Origin of the sequence: Pararoseomonas baculiformis, assembly GCF_017813395.1 — a bacterium.
GTDB lineage: Bacteria > Pseudomonadota > Alphaproteobacteria > Acetobacterales > Acetobacteraceae > Roseomonas > Roseomonas baculiformis.
In genome coordinates this window covers 142,815-158,658 of sequence record NZ_JAGIZB010000007.1, presented here as the reverse complement: position 1 = coordinate 158,658, position 15,844 = coordinate 142,815, and the positions used below count along the sequence as shown (strand labels likewise).

General features: G+C 69.6%; 18 protein-coding genes and 1 tRNA gene. 13 read left to right on the top strand and 6 right to left on the bottom strand.

The window, feature by feature from the left end:
- The first annotated feature begins 34 nt into the window (after positions 1-34).
- The 6 genes from J8J14_RS09510 to J8J14_RS09485 all read left to right on the top strand — a co-directional run bounded on the left by J8J14_RS09510 (position 35) and on the right by J8J14_RS09485 (position 3,068).
- On the top strand, positions 35-280 hold the full coding sequence (locus tag J8J14_RS09510; protein WP_209379256.1) for a hypothetical protein: 246 nt from the start codon (positions 35-37) through the stop codon (positions 278-280).
- 41 nt (positions 281-321) lie between these two features.
- Positions 322-831 (top strand): hypothetical protein, encoded by a 510-nt coding sequence (locus J8J14_RS09505; protein ID WP_209379255.1) that lies wholly within the window; start codon positions 322-324, stop codon positions 829-831.
- Positions 832-847: 16 nt separating this feature from the next.
- A complete protein-coding gene (locus J8J14_RS09500) occupies positions 848-1,393 on the top strand; it encodes a hypothetical protein (protein WP_209379254.1) in 546 nt (181 codons plus the stop codon).
- 11 nt (positions 1,394-1,404) lie between these two features.
- Entirely contained in the window at positions 1,405-1,869 is a 465-nt protein-coding gene (locus J8J14_RS09495) for a hypothetical protein (protein ID WP_209379253.1), read from the top strand.
- Positions 1,870-1,910: 41 nt separating this feature from the next.
- Entirely contained in the window at positions 1,911-2,204 is a 294-nt protein-coding gene (locus J8J14_RS09490) for a hypothetical protein (protein WP_209379252.1), read from the top strand.
- A 348-nt stretch (positions 2,205-2,552) separates the two neighbouring features.
- Complete coding sequence (locus J8J14_RS09485; protein WP_209379251.1) at positions 2,553-3,068, top strand: hypothetical protein; 516 nt, start codon at positions 2,553-2,555, stop codon at positions 3,066-3,068.
- Here J8J14_RS09485 and J8J14_RS09480 read toward each other — a convergent pair.
- Positions 3,061-3,369 carry a hypothetical protein gene (locus J8J14_RS09480; RefSeq protein WP_209379250.1) on the bottom strand — a complete coding sequence of 103 codons (309 nt, stop codon included), beginning with the start codon at positions 3,367-3,369 and terminating at the stop codon, positions 3,061-3,063. The genes J8J14_RS09485 and J8J14_RS09480 overlap by 8 nt on opposite strands.
- A 423-nt stretch (positions 3,370-3,792) precedes the next feature.
- Positions 3,793-3,869, bottom strand: a tRNA-Arg gene (locus J8J14_RS09475).
- Between the two features lie 85 nt (positions 3,870-3,954).
- On the opposite strand from J8J14_RS09475, the gene J8J14_RS09470 reads away from it, so the two are divergent.
- Entirely contained in the window at positions 3,955-4,905 is a 951-nt protein-coding gene (locus J8J14_RS09470; protein ID WP_209379249.1) for an alpha/beta hydrolase, read from the top strand.
- Between the two features lies 1 nt (position 4,906).
- Here J8J14_RS09470 and pip read toward each other — a convergent pair whose 3' ends face one another.
- The gene (gene pip, locus J8J14_RS09465; protein ID WP_209379248.1) at positions 4,907-5,872 is read right to left on the bottom strand and encodes a prolyl aminopeptidase; all 966 of its coding nucleotides are present in this window, start codon (positions 5,870-5,872) and stop codon (positions 4,907-4,909) included.
- Between the two features lie 119 nt (positions 5,873-5,991).
- Between pip and J8J14_RS09460 the strand changes: the two genes are divergently transcribed.
- The 5 genes from J8J14_RS09460 to J8J14_RS09440 all read left to right on the top strand — a co-directional run bounded on the left by J8J14_RS09460 (position 5,992) and on the right by J8J14_RS09440 (position 10,386).
- Positions 5,992-6,780: a hypothetical protein gene (locus J8J14_RS09460; RefSeq protein WP_209379247.1), complete on the top strand. Its 789-nt coding sequence runs from the start codon at positions 5,992-5,994 to the stop codon at positions 6,778-6,780.
- An 85-nt stretch (positions 6,781-6,865) separates the two neighbouring features.
- Positions 6,866-7,819, top strand: coding sequence for a metal ABC transporter solute-binding protein, Zn/Mn family (locus J8J14_RS09455; protein ID WP_209379246.1), 954 nt, complete (start codon positions 6,866-6,868; stop codon positions 7,817-7,819).
- Complete coding sequence (locus J8J14_RS09450; RefSeq protein WP_209379245.1) at positions 7,816-9,024, top strand: hypothetical protein; 1,209 nt, start codon at positions 7,816-7,818, stop codon at positions 9,022-9,024. The genes J8J14_RS09455 and J8J14_RS09450 overlap by 4 nt, the downstream gene beginning before the upstream one ends.
- Before the next feature lie 67 nt (positions 9,025-9,091).
- Entirely contained in the window at positions 9,092-9,457 is a 366-nt protein-coding gene (locus J8J14_RS09445) for a DUF423 domain-containing protein (protein ID WP_209379244.1), read from the top strand.
- Complete coding sequence (locus tag J8J14_RS09440; protein ID WP_209379243.1) at positions 9,454-10,386, top strand: SAM-dependent methyltransferase; 933 nt, start codon at positions 9,454-9,456, stop codon at positions 10,384-10,386. Before J8J14_RS09445 ends, J8J14_RS09440 begins: the two co-directional genes overlap by 4 nt.
- Positions 10,387-10,402: 16 nt before the next feature.
- On the opposite strand, the gene J8J14_RS09435 is transcribed toward J8J14_RS09440, so the two are convergent.
- Positions 10,403-11,269, bottom strand: a complete 867-nt coding sequence (locus J8J14_RS09435; protein WP_342452421.1) for a YihY/virulence factor BrkB family protein — start codon at positions 11,267-11,269, stop codon at positions 10,403-10,405.
- 84 nt (positions 11,270-11,353) lie between these two features.
- Entirely contained in the window at positions 11,354-12,520 is a 1,167-nt protein-coding gene (locus J8J14_RS09430; RefSeq protein ID WP_209379241.1) for an acyl-CoA dehydrogenase family protein, read from the bottom strand.
- Between the two features lie 129 nt (positions 12,521-12,649).
- Between J8J14_RS09430 and J8J14_RS09425 the strand changes: the two genes are divergently transcribed.
- Complete coding sequence (locus tag J8J14_RS09425; protein ID WP_209379240.1) at positions 12,650-13,630, top strand: Bug family tripartite tricarboxylate transporter substrate binding protein; 981 nt, start codon at positions 12,650-12,652, stop codon at positions 13,628-13,630.
- 9 nt (positions 13,631-13,639) lie between these two features.
- Here the strand turns inward: J8J14_RS09425 and uvrB are convergent, their stop codons facing one another.
- Complete coding sequence (gene uvrB, locus J8J14_RS09420) at positions 13,640-15,835, bottom strand: excinuclease ABC subunit UvrB (RefSeq protein WP_209379239.1); 2,196 nt, start codon at positions 15,833-15,835, stop codon at positions 13,640-13,642.
- Between the last annotated feature and the right edge of the window lie 9 nt (positions 15,836-15,844).

Genomic DNA, 15,844 nt, shown 5'->3' with positions numbered 1-15,844 from the left:
TGACGGCATCCTCCTATCGTCGAAGGAGGTCGCCGTGACCCGCGTATCCACCCTGCTATCGCTTCCACCTTGTTCTGCTTTGGCGCGCCTTTCGGTGGAGCGTACCGCCGTCTCAGACACCATCCTGGCCCTGACGCGGCGGCGGGAAGACTTCCTGCTTTCCGATGCCTCGGACGCCATCATCGCTGAAATCGATCGCGAGACAGACCGCCTGCATCTGACGCTGGAACGGCTCGATGCCGTGGAGTGCGAGGTGCTGCGGCGTGAGCAGGCGGTGTGACCCACAGCCCGCACCATCCCCATTCGCCAAAGGAGGCCGGCATGGCCACGTTCGCTGAGCTTACGAAGTCCGGACCCACGCCGAACGATACCGATCCCCTCTTCTCCCGCCTGGTCGGGATCTCGGCCAGCACCCCGGCCGTTATGAACCGCCGCGCGGCACATGCGATGGGCCTCTGCCCGAAGCCGAAGACGGCCGCGGAAGGGCTGCTGCTCTACAAGCCGAAGACGGCCGATGCTTCCCGCAAAGCCCGGGCAGCAGCGACACCACCGACCCCGGTGAAGTCCCCGGCCAAGTCGCACCGTGCAACACCTTCTGCGCCGCAGCCCGCTGGCAGCTGCTTCGGCCATCTAAACGGCGGCGCCATCGATGCACCTCCCCGGATGCGCCAGGAGGTGAAGCGCGAGCCAGCTGCGAAGGGTACCGGCCTTCCTGACACGATCGCGGCCATGCAGCGCATCCAGGGCACCGGCCCGGTTCGCGATCTCGCCAACTCCAGTGACCCCGCTGACCGCGCCGCGGCTCTCATCCTGGGCCCAGGCCGCCGCTGAAATGGAGGAAATCTGCATGACGCTGGATCAGATCCTCGCCCTCCATCCCAAGGGCGCCGACGCGGCCACGCTGCGCACCGCCATCACCACGGCCGAGGAGATGCAGGCCAGCCTTCGCCTGCAGGCCGACACCGCCAAGGCGGAGCGCGAGCGGAACCTGCTGACCCGCTCCGACAAGGAGCTTCAGGGCCTGGAGCGCGATGCCGTCAACGCCGTCCTCGCCGCCGATCGCATCGCCGCGCTCCTGCCCGCCATGCGCGCCGACCTGGCCGCCGCGGAAGGGCGGGAGGCGCTGGACGACCTGCGGGCCGAGGCGGGCTTACTGAAGGAGGCCTTCGAAGCCCTGCAGCGCTGGCAAGCTACCGAGTTCGTGCAGATCAAGGCGATGATCGGCACCGGCTTCCGCCTGGAGGAGGCGGCACGGAATGCGCATGCCGGCTTCGTTCTGCGGCTGCAGGACGCTTATGCCCGCCAGGAAGTCCGCGATGCAGGCCCGCTGGGCGTCCCCGTCCCATCGATGCCCGGCAATCTGCCGCGCGAAGCTTTCCCCAACTGGCAGTGAGGAAACAGCCCATGGACGACATGGTTCTGGTCACGGTTGCCGCCGGCTACACGGTGACGATCGATCCGCATCCCTCGGGTGTGGAGGGGATGCCTCCCCTTCGCCTGGGCGCCGAGCAGACGCTTCGCGTGACACGAGATGAGGCGCAGCGCCTCTATGACGAGCGCCAGATCTACCATCCGGTCACGGGCCGCCCGAAGCCGGCGGATAAAGCGCCGCCGCCGCAGCCCTTGGTGACCTACGGCAGAACCCCATCGCCCATCCCTGGTGTCCAGGTTCACGACCTAGCGCCGAGCGCCGAGGCAGAGATGGTGCGGCGGCATAATGCCGAGATCGACCGCCGCAACGCTGCTCGGGCCGCGGCAGGGGGAATGAAGGAGGTCGATATGGTTTCCCGCCCCGACATCCGGCGGATGGTCCAGACCGCCGACGACACCACCGGCATTTTCGCTGAACTCGCACGCGAGGGACTGTGATGCCCCGCCGCGGGACCAACACCATCCCGAAGGAGGCCAGCATGGCCGAACCCGTCAGCACCGCCCCGCGCTCGCCGCATGTCCCCATGGTGCCGCATGACGCCGCCCACGAGGCCGCGCGCATCCTCGTCCAGCAGCAAAAGTGGAAGGAGGAGCGAGAGGCTGCCGCCGCCGGGACCGGCTCCGTCACGCTGGTGGCGATCACCGACTTCACCGTCGTGGACAATCCGGATCAGCCCGAGGGCCGCGTTGTCCATGCAGGGGACGAGTTCACCGTCAGCCTCGCGGATCTGCCCCGATATGCGGGGCGCGGGATGCCGAAGGCCGTGGCCTGAAGCTGTGCGGCTGGCGCGGGTGGCCAGAACAATGCGCCGGGAGCCCCGCGCCGGACGCATTGGGGAGGGGGAGGCGTTCGTGGAGACACGCGCCTCCCCCAGACCCAGGAAGGCAGGGGGCCCTGGCACGGGTCCCTCTGACCCCCCTTCTGACGTGCGGGGGTTTCGCGACCGCGCGCCGTCGCTAGCTATGGCCCTGAAATGAGGTTGCGGGTTGCGGATGCGGAGCGCTCCGGGCGCATGGGGCAAGGCTTTGTAGGTCTCGCCGGGTTGCGGGTTCCAAGCCCCTCCGGGTTGCGGGTTGCGCCCTGGCTGGGCGGTCCATCCAAGCAGGAGAAGTGAACCGTCATGGCCACCCAGGCTGAGGTCGCCGCTCATCTCGACCTGACGCAGCAGGCCGTCTCCGCGCTCATCCAGCGGGCCATCATCCCCGGCGCCGCGGGAAAGGGGGGACTGGATCTGGACGCCTGCCGCCTCGCCTACGTCCGCCACCTCCGGGAGGTCGCCGCCGGCCGCGCTTCGGCGGAGAGCGGCGAAGGCCTCGACTTGGTTCAGGAGCGGGCCCGCCTGGCCGCCGAGCAGGCCGATGCCACGGCCATGAAAAACGCGGTCACCCGCGGCGAGCTCGTCCCCGCAGGGGATCTCGAGAGGGTGTTCGGGGCCCTGGTCTCATCCGCCCGCGAACGGTTCCTGGCGCTACCCTACAAGGCCGCCCCGCTGGTGATCGGGAAGGCGACGCCGGTTGAGGCGCAGGCGGTGCTGACTGACTTGGTGCATGAGGCGCTGTCGATCCTCGCCTCGGGCGAAACGTCCCGCGCCTTCGCCGCCATGGAAGCTGCTGAGGCCGCCGCGACCGTCAACTAGAGCCGTCCAACCCGGCCTCGCGAGCGGCATCCTTGGCTTCGGGTGCAATGGAGGCAATTTTGACCGCCCGCTGCGCCTCTTGGCGCTTCACGCCCAGATCCTTGGCGGCCTTGCGGATGCCCTGCTCGCCGGGCTGCGCTCCTCCAGTAGGTGGCCCAACTTGGGCCACCTTCTCCGCAGTCAGCCGAACCCATTCCGCGATGTGGTCCGACCGCTCCTGCACGGTCAGCTCGGCGCGGTGCAGGTTCTCCGCGATCTCCCAGAGCCGGAAGTCGGTCTCCGTGCCCTCGGCTACTACCACAACCCCCTTGGGCGGCCTGGCACCTAGCGAGGTCGCGCGCCGCGAAACCCCCGCAGTCGGGGGAGGGGGGCCGGAAGGACCCATGCCGGGGGGGCATGGCAGGGGCTAGCGGGGCCGCAGGCCTCGCCCAAGTTCTGCCTGTGCTGCCTCATAGGCCTCTTCAGCACTGCGGAAGCCGCCGGGACCGGTCCGAAAAGGCTGATTATCCCTGGTCAGACGCCAGCCCCAGCCTGCTGATCCATAACCTCTCCGCTCCACGACGATCTCGGGCGATGAAGTTCCCTCCACGTAGTGAGAGCGAATGGGCAGCACTGCACTCATCACAACCTCCCTGAAGTGCATCGGCGCAGGGGGCGCCCGATGTCTGAAAAGGTCCGCAAAAGGTCCGCACCGGGGAGAGGGAGGTAGGGAACCCTTAGAAAATGGTGTCCCCGGCGGGATTCGAACCCACGGCCCCGGGATTAGGAATCCCGTGCTCTATCCTGCTGAGCTACGGAGACACGCCTGCCTAACCTAGCGCCCCTTGAGCGCTTGGCAAAGGTCCTGCCTCTTGAGCGCCGGCCGGAACAGGCTTCCACTGCCGCCATGCCCCCGGATTCCCGCCTCGACCCCGAAATGCTCGCCTTCACCGCAATGATGGCTAGGCGTGCGGAGAGCTACCCGCCGCAGTTGCTGGAACGCCCGCTCGATGCGGCCCGGGCCGTGAATGATGCGCTCAACCTCACCCTGTTCAGCGACGAGCCGCGTATGGCGGAAAGCGCGGACAAGTGGGTGCTCGCCCGCGGCCGCCGCCTGCTCTGCCGCCTGCACCGGCCGAGCCTGGAACCGGCGCTGCCCGTGCTGATCTACCTGCATGGTGGCGGCTGGGTCTGGAACAGCGTGGATACGCATGATCCGCTGATGCGCTGCTATGCCCAGGGTGCCGGCTGTGCCGTGATCGGCCCGGATTACGCGCTGAGCCCCGAGGCGGCCTTCCCCCAGGCGATCGAGGAGGTTGCGGCGGTTGTGCGCTGGGTGGCAGCGCATGGCGCCGAATGGGGGCTGGATTCCGGCCGCATGGTGCTGGGCGGCGACTCCGCCGGCGCGAATCTCGCCCTCGGTGCCGCCCTGCTGCTGCGGCAATCCGACCCGGGCCTGCGCCTGCGCGGCCTGCTGCTCAACTACGGCGTCTTCGACGACCGGATGCAAACCCCGAGCTATGCCGAGTTTGCCGAAGGCTATGGCCTCACGGCGGAGCGGATGCGCTTCTACTGGAACTGCTACGCGCCGAACCCGGCAGACCGCCTCTCGCCCTACGCGGCCCCGATCCGGGCGGATCTGCGCGGCCTGCCGCCCTGCCGCGTCACCATCGCCGAACTCGATGTCCTGGCCGACGAGAACCGGGACATGACCCATGCCCTCCGCGCGGCCGGGGTTGCCGTTGAGGAGGAGACCTTCCCCGGCACCGTGCATGGCTTCCTGCGCGCGCGGGAGCATGTGGCCGCCGCCCGCCGGGCCATCGCGGCCGGCGCCGAGTGGCTGAAGCGCACCGCCTAGCTCAGCGGCGCCGGAAGCGCTCCACGGCGGCCACCAGCGCCGTCCGCACCCCTGGCTCCAGCGCGGAATGCCCGGCATCCGGCACCACGGTCAGCCGGGCCATGGGCCAGGCTTCCGCCAGTTCGAAGGCCGAGGTCGGCGGGCAGACCATGTCGTAGCGGCCCTGCACGATTTCCGCGGGAACATGGGCCAGACGGTCCATCCGGGCCAGCAGGCCCTCCGGCGGCAGGAAAAGGTCGTTCGCGAAGTAATGCGCCTCGATCCGCGCCAGGCCGAGGGCGGAGCGGTCCTGGGCGAAGGAAGCGACCGTTTCCGGGCTGGGCAGGAGCGTGCTGCAAAGCCCCTCATAATTGCTCCAGGCCCGGGCGGCGGCCAGGTGGACGGTGGGCTCAGGGTCCGTCAACCGGCGCAGATAGGCGGAAAGCAGGTCCTTGCGCTCCGCGGGCGGCACATGCTCGGCGAAGGCGCCCCAGGCATCCGGGAATACGCGGCGCAGGCCGTAGAGGAACCAGTCCACCTCGTCAGCCCGGCCCAGGAACACGCCGCGCAACACGCAGCCCGCCACCCGCTCGGGATAGGACTGGGCATAGGCGAGGGCGAGGGTGGATCCCCAGGAGCCCCCGAACAACAGCCAGCGGTCGATGCCCAGGAAGCGGCGCAGCGTCTCGATGTCCTGCACCAGCAACGGCGTCGTGTTGTCCCGCAGCTCGCCCAGTGGTCGGGAACGACCGGCGCCGCGCTGGTCAAAGATCACCACTCGCCAGTGCAGCGGGTCGAAGAACCGGCGATGCACCGCGCCGGCCCCGGCTCCCGGTCCGCCATGCAGGAACAGCACGGCCTGGCCGCGGGGGTTCCCCACCTGCTCCCAGTACATGACATGCGCGGGCCCGCCGGCCCCCGGATGGGAAAGCGGCAGAAGGCCGGTCTCATAGGGTGCGATGTCGGGGAAAAGGTCGCCACGCGGCATGTCCCCTGTTTGGCGCATCGCGGGGCCGCGGTGCAACATGGTGATTCAGGGCGACAGCGTGTTTTCGATTCGAAGTCGCCCCTTCGCGCCGGGCCCGGTCGCACCTAACTTGTCACGTGATGCCCCGCCCCACCCCCGGCCCGTTCCACGCCGCCCGAAATGGCCCGCAGCCCGGGCCCCATTCGGCGGGCGCGCGCCCGGCCGAGGTACGCTGCGCCGTTTGCGGCACCGAAAGCCGCCAGACCCGGTTCCGCCCCATCCCGCCGGAAGGCGCGCCGGACCTGGATCTCCGCCCGGGCGAGCCGCTGCGCAGCACCATGGCATCCTGGCTGCAGCAATGCCCGCATTGCGGCTATGTCGCGCCCGAGATCGCCCATGCCCACCCGGCGGCGATCGAGGCGGTGGGCACCGCGCCCTTCCGCGCCCTGCTCGCCGATGCGTTTCACCCGCCGCTGTCCCGCCGCTTCCTGGCCTATGCCTATGTGCTGGAGGAAACGGGCGCGCTGCATGCGGCGGCCGAGGCCACACTCCAGGCCGCCTGGGCGGCCGATGATGCCCGCAAGCCGGACCTGGCCCGGGCCTGGCGCGGAGAGGCCGTGGCCCTCTGGCGGGCAGGCCCGCCGCTGGATGCCGAACAGACCGTGCGCGTGGTCGATGCGCTCCGCCGGGCCGAGGCCTTCGAGGATGCCGGCGCGACCGCCGACCACCTGGCTGCCAGCCACCCGCCCGATGCCGTGGCCGGGGTGATCGCGCTGGAGCAGCGCCTGATCGCGCTGCAGGACTCCGGCCGGCACACCGTGGCCAGCGCCCTGCCTCCGCCCTCCCGCAGGCCGCATGCCACCCAGGCCAGCATCGCCCGGCGCGGGACCGGGCTTTGGGACCGGATCCGGAGGCTCTGGCGCCGCTGAAGCGCGGGAGGGCAGGGGATCTTGCTCTTGTGGGCCTGTGCGGCCCTCGCTAATGATACGTTATAACGTATTGAGAGATCCTGTGATGCAGCGTCGTGCCCTTCTTGCCGCCGCATTATCGATGCCCTTCATCCGCCATGCCAGGGCCCAGGGCCCGCTGCCGGTCGTCACCAGCTTCTCCATCCTGGGTGATCTCGTGACGCAGGTCGCGGGAGAGCGCCCCCTGGCGCTGAACACCCTCGTCGGCGCGGACGGGGATGCACATGATTTTCAGCCCCGCCCTTCCGACGCCGAGAGGCTGCGCGGCGCCGCCTTGCTGGTTCGCAACGGCCTCGGCTTCGATGACTGGCTCGGGCGCCTGACCAATGCCGCCGGTTTCCGCGGCACCACCGTTACCGCAACCGAGGGCGTGGCCATCCTCGCGGCCGAGGGTGGCCACCAGCACGGCCATTCCCATGGCGGCGGCGCGGCCCGCCGCCGCAACCATGCGGTGGAGCCGAGCCGCGCGCCGGATCCCCATGCCTGGGGCAGCCCGCGCAACGTGCAGCTCTATGTCCGCAACATCGCCGCCGGCCTGTCCGCCGCCGATCCGGGCAATGCCGCGCTATATGCCCGCAACGCCGAGGCCTATGTCGCGCGGCTGGCGGCCCTGGACGCTGAGGTGCGCGCCGCGGTGGAGGCCGTGCCGGCGGCCCGCCGCAAGGTGCTGACCAGCCACGACGCCTTCGGCTATTTCGGCGATGCCTATGGCATCCGTTTCCTCGCCCCGCAGGGCGTCAGCACCCAGTCCGAGCCCTCGGCGGCGGATGTGGCGGCGCTGATCCGGCAGGTCCGGGCGGAAGGAATCACGGCGGTCTTCATCGAGAACATGAGCGCGCGCGCCACGCTGGACCGGCTGGCACGGGAGGCCGGGGTGCGCGTCCGCGGCCGCCTCTACTCCGATGCGCTCTCCCCGCCCGGCGGGCCTGCCCCGACCTATGAGGCGCTGATCCGGCACAACACCGGCCTGCTCGTGCCGGCCATGCGGGGTGATGCATGATCCGCAAACTGGCCCTGGGCGCCGCCATCGCGGCCGCCGCCCTTCCCGCCGCGGCGCAGACCCCCGCCACGGGGGGCGTGAACCTCTATCCGCAGATCTCCGGCGAGGCGGATCTGCGCGTCTTCTCGCAGTCCACCGTCTCCGCGACGGAGCGGCGCCAGCGTGGCACCAACATCTTCTCGCGGGGGGAACTGGCCGCGGGCCTGTTCCTTTCGCCGGAGTTCTCCATCCAGGGCGTGATTGTTTGGGAACCGGTGGGCGAGGTGGAGCCTAATGGCGGCACCACGGGCTTTCGCTACCAAGCGGCCTATACCGAGGAGCTGAAGCTGGACTGGCGGCCGACCCAGCGGATCAACCTCTATGCCGGCAAGTTCTCGGCCCCCTTCGGCCGCGGCCATCACGACTTTCCCGGCCTGCTGCTCGATGTGCGTGCCCATGAGGTCTATCTGATCCGCGAGAGCGTCGGGGTTGGCGGCACCTTCACCTATGTTTCCGATGCGCGCTTCGGCGAGCACGAGGTCTCCGTCGCGGCCTTCGGCTACGATACGAGCTTCCTGAGCGAGACCGCCTTCACCCGGAAGCGCTGCTGCGAGGGCGAGTTCGAGCGGTATTCCCGCAATTCCCGCCGGCAGGGCGGCCCGGGCAATACAGGCCAGTTCGACAACGTCGCCATCTCCCTCGATGGCGACAACATGCCCTTCCTGCCCAACACTTCCTACCATCTCGCCCTCCTCTCCCGCGGGCCGGGGGTGGACGGCACCAAGCGCGAGACCGGCTTCGCGGCGGGGCTGCGGCACGAGATCCGCTGGAGCGAGGAAACCCGTACCCTGCTCTTCGGGGAGTTTGTCCAGTTCCGCGGTGCCGGGGGCAACCCGCGCGAGGAGGGGCCGGAGCTGCTGGACGGGTTCGGCATGGGAACCGGCGAGCGCGGGGAGGTGACGGCGAATGAGCGCCGCCGCTTCACCACGGTGGGCGCCCAAACCCGCCACGGTCCCTGGCGTGCCACCCTTGGCTTCCAGCGGGACGAGCGGAAGCGGAGCGAGAACCCCGTGCCGCGCGCCACCTATATCGAGGCTTCGGTCGGGCGTGACCTGCCGCTGAACTTCCGCCTGGATGTCGGCTACCAGCGCAGCATCGGGGGCGAGAGCCGGGAGGACAAGGCGGACGCCGTCATCGCCGTGCTGGGGTGGCGGGCCTCCTTCTGAGAGGAAGCGGGGGAGGGATGGGCCGTGTGCCCTCCCACCCCCGGGCGGGTTCTGGTAACCCTCGCCCATGTCACGCCTCTGGATCGCCGCCGGTGCGCTCGCCGGCCTGCTTGCCGTGGGCCTTTCGGCCTATGCCGCCCATGGGCTGGCGCTCGATCCCGCGCGCACGCGCATGGTCGACAATGCCCTGACGCAGCAGGGCTGGAACGCCCTGGCCCTGATCGCCGTCGGCATCCTGGCGGATCGCTGGGGCGGCTGGGCCGTGCAGGGCGCCGGGGCGGCCTTCCTGGCGGGGATGCTGCTGTTCTGCGGCGCCGTCTGGTACGTCGCCATCACGGGCCGGAGCCTCGGCCCCGTGGCGCCCACGGGGGGCATGCTGCTGATGCTCGGCTGGCTCCTGCTGGCCGTCTCCGCCCTGACCCGCCGCGCATGATCCGCTCTGCCTATCTGGCGGCCGAGGGCTTCGAGGCGGAGCTGGCGGAGGATCTGCGCCGTGCCGGACGGCGCATCGGCGGCTGGCACGGTCCCCTTGCCCTTTCCCCGGACCCTGTTCCGGAGGCGCCGAATGCCACGCCCTGGGCGCTGGACGTGTGGGATGCGCCGCGTGACATCCCGGCGCCGTCCATCAAGGCCGCGGCCGATGCGCTGCGCGCCATCCAGCGCAACTGGGCCCTGCTGGACGTGGCGCATCACCGCCGCGCCGCGCTGATCCGGGATGCCCTGCCGGTGCTGCGCCCCAAGCCCCTGGCCTTTCCGCAGCTGCCGCCCAGCTCCCATCTGGGCGCCTGGACGCTGCTGGCGCCGGACCGCCTGCTGGCCAGCCCGACCAAGAGCAGCCCCTTCGTGAACGGCGCGCCAGCCTTCGTCGAGGATCGCGAAGGCCCGCCCAGCCGCGCCTATCTCAAGCTATGGGAAGCCCTGACCCGCATCGGCCGCTGGCCGGCGCCAGGGGAGAGCTGCCTTGATCTTGGCGCCGTGCCGGGTGGCTGGAGCTGGGCGCTGGCCCAGCTGGGAGCGAAGGTGACGGCCGTGGACAAGGCCGAGATGGACCCGCGCGTGGCCGCCCTGCCCAATGTGGCCGTGCGCAGGGAAAGCGCCTTCGGGCTCGATCCCTTCCCGGTAGACTGGCTGTTCAGCGACGTGATCTGCTACCCGGCCCGCCTGCTCGGGCTGGTGCGGCGCTGGATGGAAGCCGGGGCGGCGCGGAACATCTGCGTCACCATCAAGTTCCAGGGCGAGACGGACCACGAGACCGCCGCCGCCTTCGCGGCCATTCCGGATGGCGCCGTGTTCCATGGGGCGCATAACAAGCATGAACTGATGTTCGCCTGGCCGGTGGGCGCGGCGGATCCGCCGCGGTAATCCGGGGCGGAAGGACTCAGGGCGCGTCCGCGCCGATCGGTGCGGTGACCTTCAGGGGGATGGCACCCTTCCAGCCGCCCTCGCGCGCGGCCCAGGCCCGGGTGAATTCGGCGCCGAGCAGGAAGACCTGGGCGGAGTAGTAGACCCAGAGCAGCACGACGATCAGCGCCCCGGCGGCACCATAGCTCTCTGCCATGCCGCTGCCGCCGATATACCAGCCGATGAGCTGCTTCCCGATGCTGAACAGGAAGGCGGTGATGATCGCGCCCACCGCCACGTCCCGCCAGGCCAGGTGCCGGTCCGGCAGGATCTTGTAGATGGCCGCGAAGAGCAGCGCGATCATGCCGAGGCTGACGACGAAGTTCAGCACCCGCAGCAGGATCTCCACCGCCGGCAGGAAGCCCGAGATCCAGTCGCCGAAGGCCGCGATGACGGTGCTGACCAGGAGCGAGACGAGGAGAAGGAAGCCCGTGGCGCCGACCAGCCCGATCGAGAGCGCCCGCGCCCGGACCAGCGCCCCGACCGATACCGGCTTCGCCTCCGCGGCCCAGATCACGTTCAGGGCCGCCTGCAGTTCCGCGAAAACACCGGAGGCGGTGATCAGCAGGATGCCGAAGCCGATGAGCGTCGCGAAGCCGGTGCCGCTTGTCTCCTCCGAGCTACCCTTCATCACCTCCTGGATCGCCTGGCCGCCTTCGCGGCCGACAAGGCCGGTGAGCTGGGACGAGACAGCGTCGCTCACCATGGCCTGCCCGAAGAAGAAGCTGGCGATCGCGACGGCGACGACGAGAAGGGGCGCGATGGAGAACAGGGTGTAGCAGGCGATCGCCGCGCCGCGCGTCATCGCCTCATGTTCGATGAAGCCCGAGATGGCGTCCTTCACCAGCCTCCATATCCGCCCGAGCATCGCCTTTCCGATGGCCCCTGCCTGTTCCGGCCATAGAAGGCGGGGGAGGGCAGGGCGGTTTCAGTAGGACTTGGGCAGGCCGAGAACCTTTTCCGCGATGTGGCAGAGGATCAGCTGCGGGCTGACCGGGGCGATGCGGCAGATCATCACCTCCCGTAGGAACCGTTCGACATGGTATTCCTTGGCATAGCCGAAGCCGCCATGGGTCATCACGGCCTGCTGGCAGGCCTTGAGGGCCGCTTCCGCTGCCAGGTATTTCCCGGCATTGGCCTGCGCGCCGCATTCCAGCCCCCGGTCGTACCGCCACGCCGCCTGGCGAACCATCAGCCGCGCTGCCTCCAGCTCCATCCAGTTCTCTGCCAAGGGGTGCTGGATCCCCTGGTTCTGGCCGATCGGCCGGCCGAAGACCCTGCGCTCCTTCGCGTAATCCGCCGCGCGCCGGAGGGCGGCATGGCCCAGGCCGAGCGCTTCGGAGGCGATCAGGATCCGTTCCGGGTTCAGCCCGTGCAGGATGCAGGCGAAGCCCTGGCCCTCCTCCCCGATCCGGTCCTCCACGGGCACCTCCAGCCCGTCGATGAAGAGCTGGTTCGAGTCCACGGCCTTGCGGCCCATCTTCTCGATCTCCCGCACCTCCACCCGGCTGCGGTCCAGGGTGGTGTAGAAGAGGCTCAGCCCTTCCGTGCGGCGGCGCACCTGGTCCAGCGGCGTGGTGCGGGCCAGCAGCAGCACCTTTTCGGCCACCTGGGCGGTGGAGATCCACACCTTCTCGCCATGCACCACGTAGCGGTCGCCCCGCCGCTCGGCCCGGGTGCGCAGCCGGGTGGTATCGAGCCCTGCATCGGGCTCCGTCACGGCGAAGCAGGCCCGCTCCGTTCCCTTTACCAGGGGCGGGAGCATCCGGCGCTTCTGCTCCTCCGTGCCGAAGACGACCACGGGGTTCAGACCGAAGATGTTCATGTGCACGGCCGAGGCGCCGGACATGCCGGCGCCGGATTCCGAGATGGCCTGCATCATCACGGCCGCTTCGGTGATGCCCAGCCCGGCCCCGCCATACTCCTCGGGGATGCAGATGCCGAGCCATCCGTCCCGTGCCAGCGCCTGGTGGAAATCGGCGGGGAAGCCGCCATGCCGGTCCCGCTCCAGCCAGTAATCATCCCCGAAGCCCTGGCAGATCCGGGAAACGGCCTCCCGCACGGCCTCGACCTCTGGCGGCTCGCTGAAGTCCATGACGTTTCCTTCTTCCCTGACCCTGCCTCGGGCAAGATTATTTTCCGAAGCGGCTATGCGCTTGCCATAGGTTGCTTGGCCCTGCCGCACCGCCTAATCCCGGCATGAACCAGCCCGGGAGACAACGCCATGTCCATCCGCACCACCCGCCGCGTCCTGCTTGGCGGCGCCCTGGGCCTGCCGGCCCTCCACCTGGCGCGGGCGCAGGAAGCCTGGCCTGCCAAGCCCGTTCGCTTCCTCATCCCCTTCCCGCCGGGGCAGGCGACGGACACGATTGGCCGCGTCCTGGCCGAGGCGCTTTCCGCCAAGTGGCCGCAGCGCATGGTGGTGGAGAACCGCGCCGGCGGAGCGGGCGTGGTCGGCATGGAGGCCGGCGCGCGTTCTGCCCCGGACGGTTACACCATCATCGCCTCCACCAGCGGGACGAACGGCATCAACCCCAGCGTGATCCGGAACCTGCCCTATGACGCGGAGCGGGACTTCACCTACGTCACGCTGATGTTCACCGTGCCGCTGATGATCGTGGCGCACCCCTCCTTCGCGCCAAGCGACGTGCCGGCCCTCATCGCCGCCGCGAAGCGCGATCCGGGTGCCATCAACTATGGAAGCGGGGGGCCGGGCACCTCCCAGCACATGTCCGCGGAGCTTTTCGCCAACCGGGCCGGGATCAAGCTGACCCATGTTCCCTATCGCGGCAGCGGCCCCGCCGTGGCCGACCTGATTGCGGGCAACATCCCCATGATGTTCGACAGCGTGGCCAGCGCCCTGCCGCATATCCGCGGAGGCCGCATCAAGGCCCTGGGCGTCACCTCCGCCACAAGGGCGGTGCAGCTGCCCGAAGTGCCCGCCATCGCGGAAACCCTGCCGGGCTACGAGGCGATCGGCTGGGCCGGGCTCTGTGTTCCCACCGGCACGCCCGAGGCCATCGTGAACCGCATCAATGCCGATGCGACGGCACTGCTGCGCGATCCCGCCTTCGCCGCGCGCGTGGTCCAGCTCGGCGGCACCCCGGCGCCGCAGACCGTGCCGGAGGCGAACGCCTTCGTGCGCGCCGAGATCGCGAAGTGGCGGGAGGTGGCGAAGAACGCGGATGTCCGGCTGGACGGGTAGGGCGCAGCCCTATCCCGCCTTCTTCCGCTTCGGCGCGCCGCGCGAGGCGGTGCGGGTGGAGCGCTTGTCCGGGTCATAGCCCCCACCGCCGGGGCCGAGCGGCTTGGGCTTCCAATCCGCCCGCGCCCGCGCCTCATGCCCGGAAGGCGGAGGTGCATCCAGCCCGAGTTCCAGTGCCTCCAACCGCTTGATCTCGTCGCGCAGCCGCGCGGCGGTCTCGAACTCCAGATCGGCGGCGGCGGCCCTCATGCGGCGCTCCAGCTCGGCGATGCTGGCGCGCAGGTCCTTGCCCACGAACTCCGCGGCGGCGTCGCCCTCCACCGCCTCCACCGTGACATAGTCCTGCTCGTAGACCGATTGCAGCACATCCGCGATGTCCCGGCGGATGGTCTGGGGCGTGATGCCATGGGCCTCGTTCCAGGCGATCTGCTTGGCCCGGCGGCGCTCGGTCTCCTCCAGCGCACGGCGCAGGCTGTCCGTCATCCTGTCGGCGTAGAGCACGACGCGGCCCTCGGCGTTGCGCGCGGCGCGACCGATGGTCTGGATGAGGGAGGTGGTCGAGCGGAGGAAGCCCTCCTTGTCCGCGTCCAGGATGGCGACAAGGCGGCATTCCGGGATGTCCAGCCCCTCCCGCAGCAGATTGATGCCCACCAGCACGTCGAACACGCCGCGGCGAAGGTCGCGGATGATCTCGATCCGCTCCAGCGTATCCACGTCGGAATGGAGATAGCGGACCTTGATGCCCGTCTCCGTCATGTACTCCGTCAGGTCCTCCGCCATGCGCTTGGTCAGCGTGGTGGCGAGGACACGGCCACCCTGGGCGATCACCTCGCGGCATTCGGCCAGCAGGTCGTCCACCTGGCGCTCGACCGGCCGGATCTCGGTGACGGGATCGACGAGCCCGGTCGGGCGGATCACCTGCTCGGCGAAGCTGCCGCCGGTTCGCTCCATCTCCCAGGCGCCGGGCGTGGCGGAGACGAAAATGGTCGCGGGACGGAAGCTCTCCCACTCCTCGAACCGGAGGGGGCGGTTGTCCATGCAGGAGGGCAGGCGGAAGCCGAAATCGGCCAGCACGGATTTCCGGGCGAAGTCGCCCCGCGCCATGCCGCCGATCTGCCCGATGGTGACGTGGCTCTCATCCACGACCAGCAGCGAGCCCTCGGGCAGGTATTCGAACAGGGTCGGCGGTGGCTGGCCGGGGCCGCGGCCCGAGAGATAGCGGGAGTAGTTCTCGATGCCCTTACAGACACCGGTGGTCTCCATCATCTCGATGTCGAAGGTGGTGCGCTGCTCCAGCCGCTGGGCTTCCAGCAGCTTGCCCTCGGCCGTCAGGCGCGCGAGCGTCTCGCGCAGTTCCTGCTTGATGTCGCGGATCGCCTGGATCAGCGTCGGGCGCGGCGTGACATAGTGGCTGTTGGCGTAGATCGCCACGCGCTCCATCTCGCCCGCCACCTCGCCGGTCAGCGGGTCGAATTCGCGCAGCCCGTCCACCTCATCGCCGAAAAGCGAGATGCGCCAGGCCCGGTCCTCCAGATGGGAGGGCCATACGTCCACCGTCTCGCCCCGCACGCGGAAGGTACCGCGCTGGAAGGCGGCGTCGTTGCGGCGGTACTGCAGTTCCACCAGCGCCTTCAGCAGCACGTCGCGGTCGATCTTCCCGCCCAGCTCGAGCTTCACGACCATGTTGCCATAGGTCTCGACCGAGCCGATGCCGTAGATGCAGGAGACCGAGGCCACGATCACCACATCCCGCCGCTCGAGCAGCGCCTGGGTGGCCGAGTGGCGCATCCGGTCGATCTGCTCGTTAATCTGGGCGTCTTTTTCGATATAGGTGTCGGTCCGGGGCACATAGGCCTCGGGCTGGTAGTAGTCGTAATAGGAAACGAAGTACTCCACCGCGTTCTCGGGGAAGAAGGACTTCATCTCCCCGTAGAGCTGGGCGGCAAGCGTCTTGTTCGGCGCCAGGATGAGGGTCGGGCGCTGCACGGCCTCGATCACCTTCGCCATGCTGAAGGTCTTGCCCGAGCCGGTGACCCCGAGCAGCACCTGGTCGCGCTCGTTCCGCTTCAGCCCCTCCACCAGTTCGGCGATGGCGCGCGGCTGGTCCCCCGCCGGCTCATAGGGCGAGACGACCTTGAGGGCCTTGCCCCCGACCGGCGCGGGCCGGCGGATGGGCTGGAACAGAACGGGCGGAAGGGTGTCCATGGCCCCGGA

Coding starts and splice junctions, on each gene's coding strand:
- J8J14_RS09505 (WP_209379255.1), top strand. CDS start 322: ATGGCCACGTTCGCTGAGCTTACGAAGTCCGGACCCACGCCGAACGAT.
- J8J14_RS09430 (WP_209379241.1), bottom strand. CDS start 12,520: ATGGACTTCAGCGAGCCGCCAGAGGTCGAGGCCGTGCGGGAGGCCGTT.
- J8J14_RS09460 (WP_209379247.1), top strand. CDS start 5,992: ATGCCCCGCCCCACCCCCGGCCCGTTCCACGCCGCCCGAAATGGCCCG.
- J8J14_RS09485 (WP_209379251.1), top strand. CDS start 2,553: ATGGCCACCCAGGCTGAGGTCGCCGCTCATCTCGACCTGACGCAGCAG.
- J8J14_RS09455 (WP_209379246.1), top strand. CDS start 6,866: ATGCAGCGTCGTGCCCTTCTTGCCGCCGCATTATCGATGCCCTTCATC.
- uvrB (WP_209379239.1), bottom strand. CDS start 15,835: ATGGACACCCTTCCGCCCGTTCTGTTCCAGCCCATCCGCCGGCCCGCG.
- J8J14_RS09450 (WP_209379245.1), top strand. CDS start 7,816: ATGATCCGCAAACTGGCCCTGGGCGCCGCCATCGCGGCCGCCGCCCTT.
- pip (WP_209379248.1), bottom strand. CDS start 5,872: ATGCCGCGTGGCGACCTTTTCCCCGACATCGCACCCTATGAGACCGGC.
- J8J14_RS09445 (WP_209379244.1), top strand. CDS start 9,092: ATGTCACGCCTCTGGATCGCCGCCGGTGCGCTCGCCGGCCTGCTTGCC.
- J8J14_RS09440 (WP_209379243.1), top strand. CDS start 9,454: ATGATCCGCTCTGCCTATCTGGCGGCCGAGGGCTTCGAGGCGGAGCTG.
- J8J14_RS09500 (WP_209379254.1), top strand. CDS start 848: ATGACGCTGGATCAGATCCTCGCCCTCCATCCCAAGGGCGCCGACGCG.
- J8J14_RS09490 (WP_209379252.1), top strand. CDS start 1,911: ATGGCCGAACCCGTCAGCACCGCCCCGCGCTCGCCGCATGTCCCCATG.
- J8J14_RS09470 (WP_209379249.1), top strand. CDS start 3,955: ATGCCCCCGGATTCCCGCCTCGACCCCGAAATGCTCGCCTTCACCGCA.
- J8J14_RS09495 (WP_209379253.1), top strand. CDS start 1,405: ATGGACGACATGGTTCTGGTCACGGTTGCCGCCGGCTACACGGTGACG.
- J8J14_RS09425 (WP_209379240.1), top strand. CDS start 12,650: ATGTCCATCCGCACCACCCGCCGCGTCCTGCTTGGCGGCGCCCTGGGC.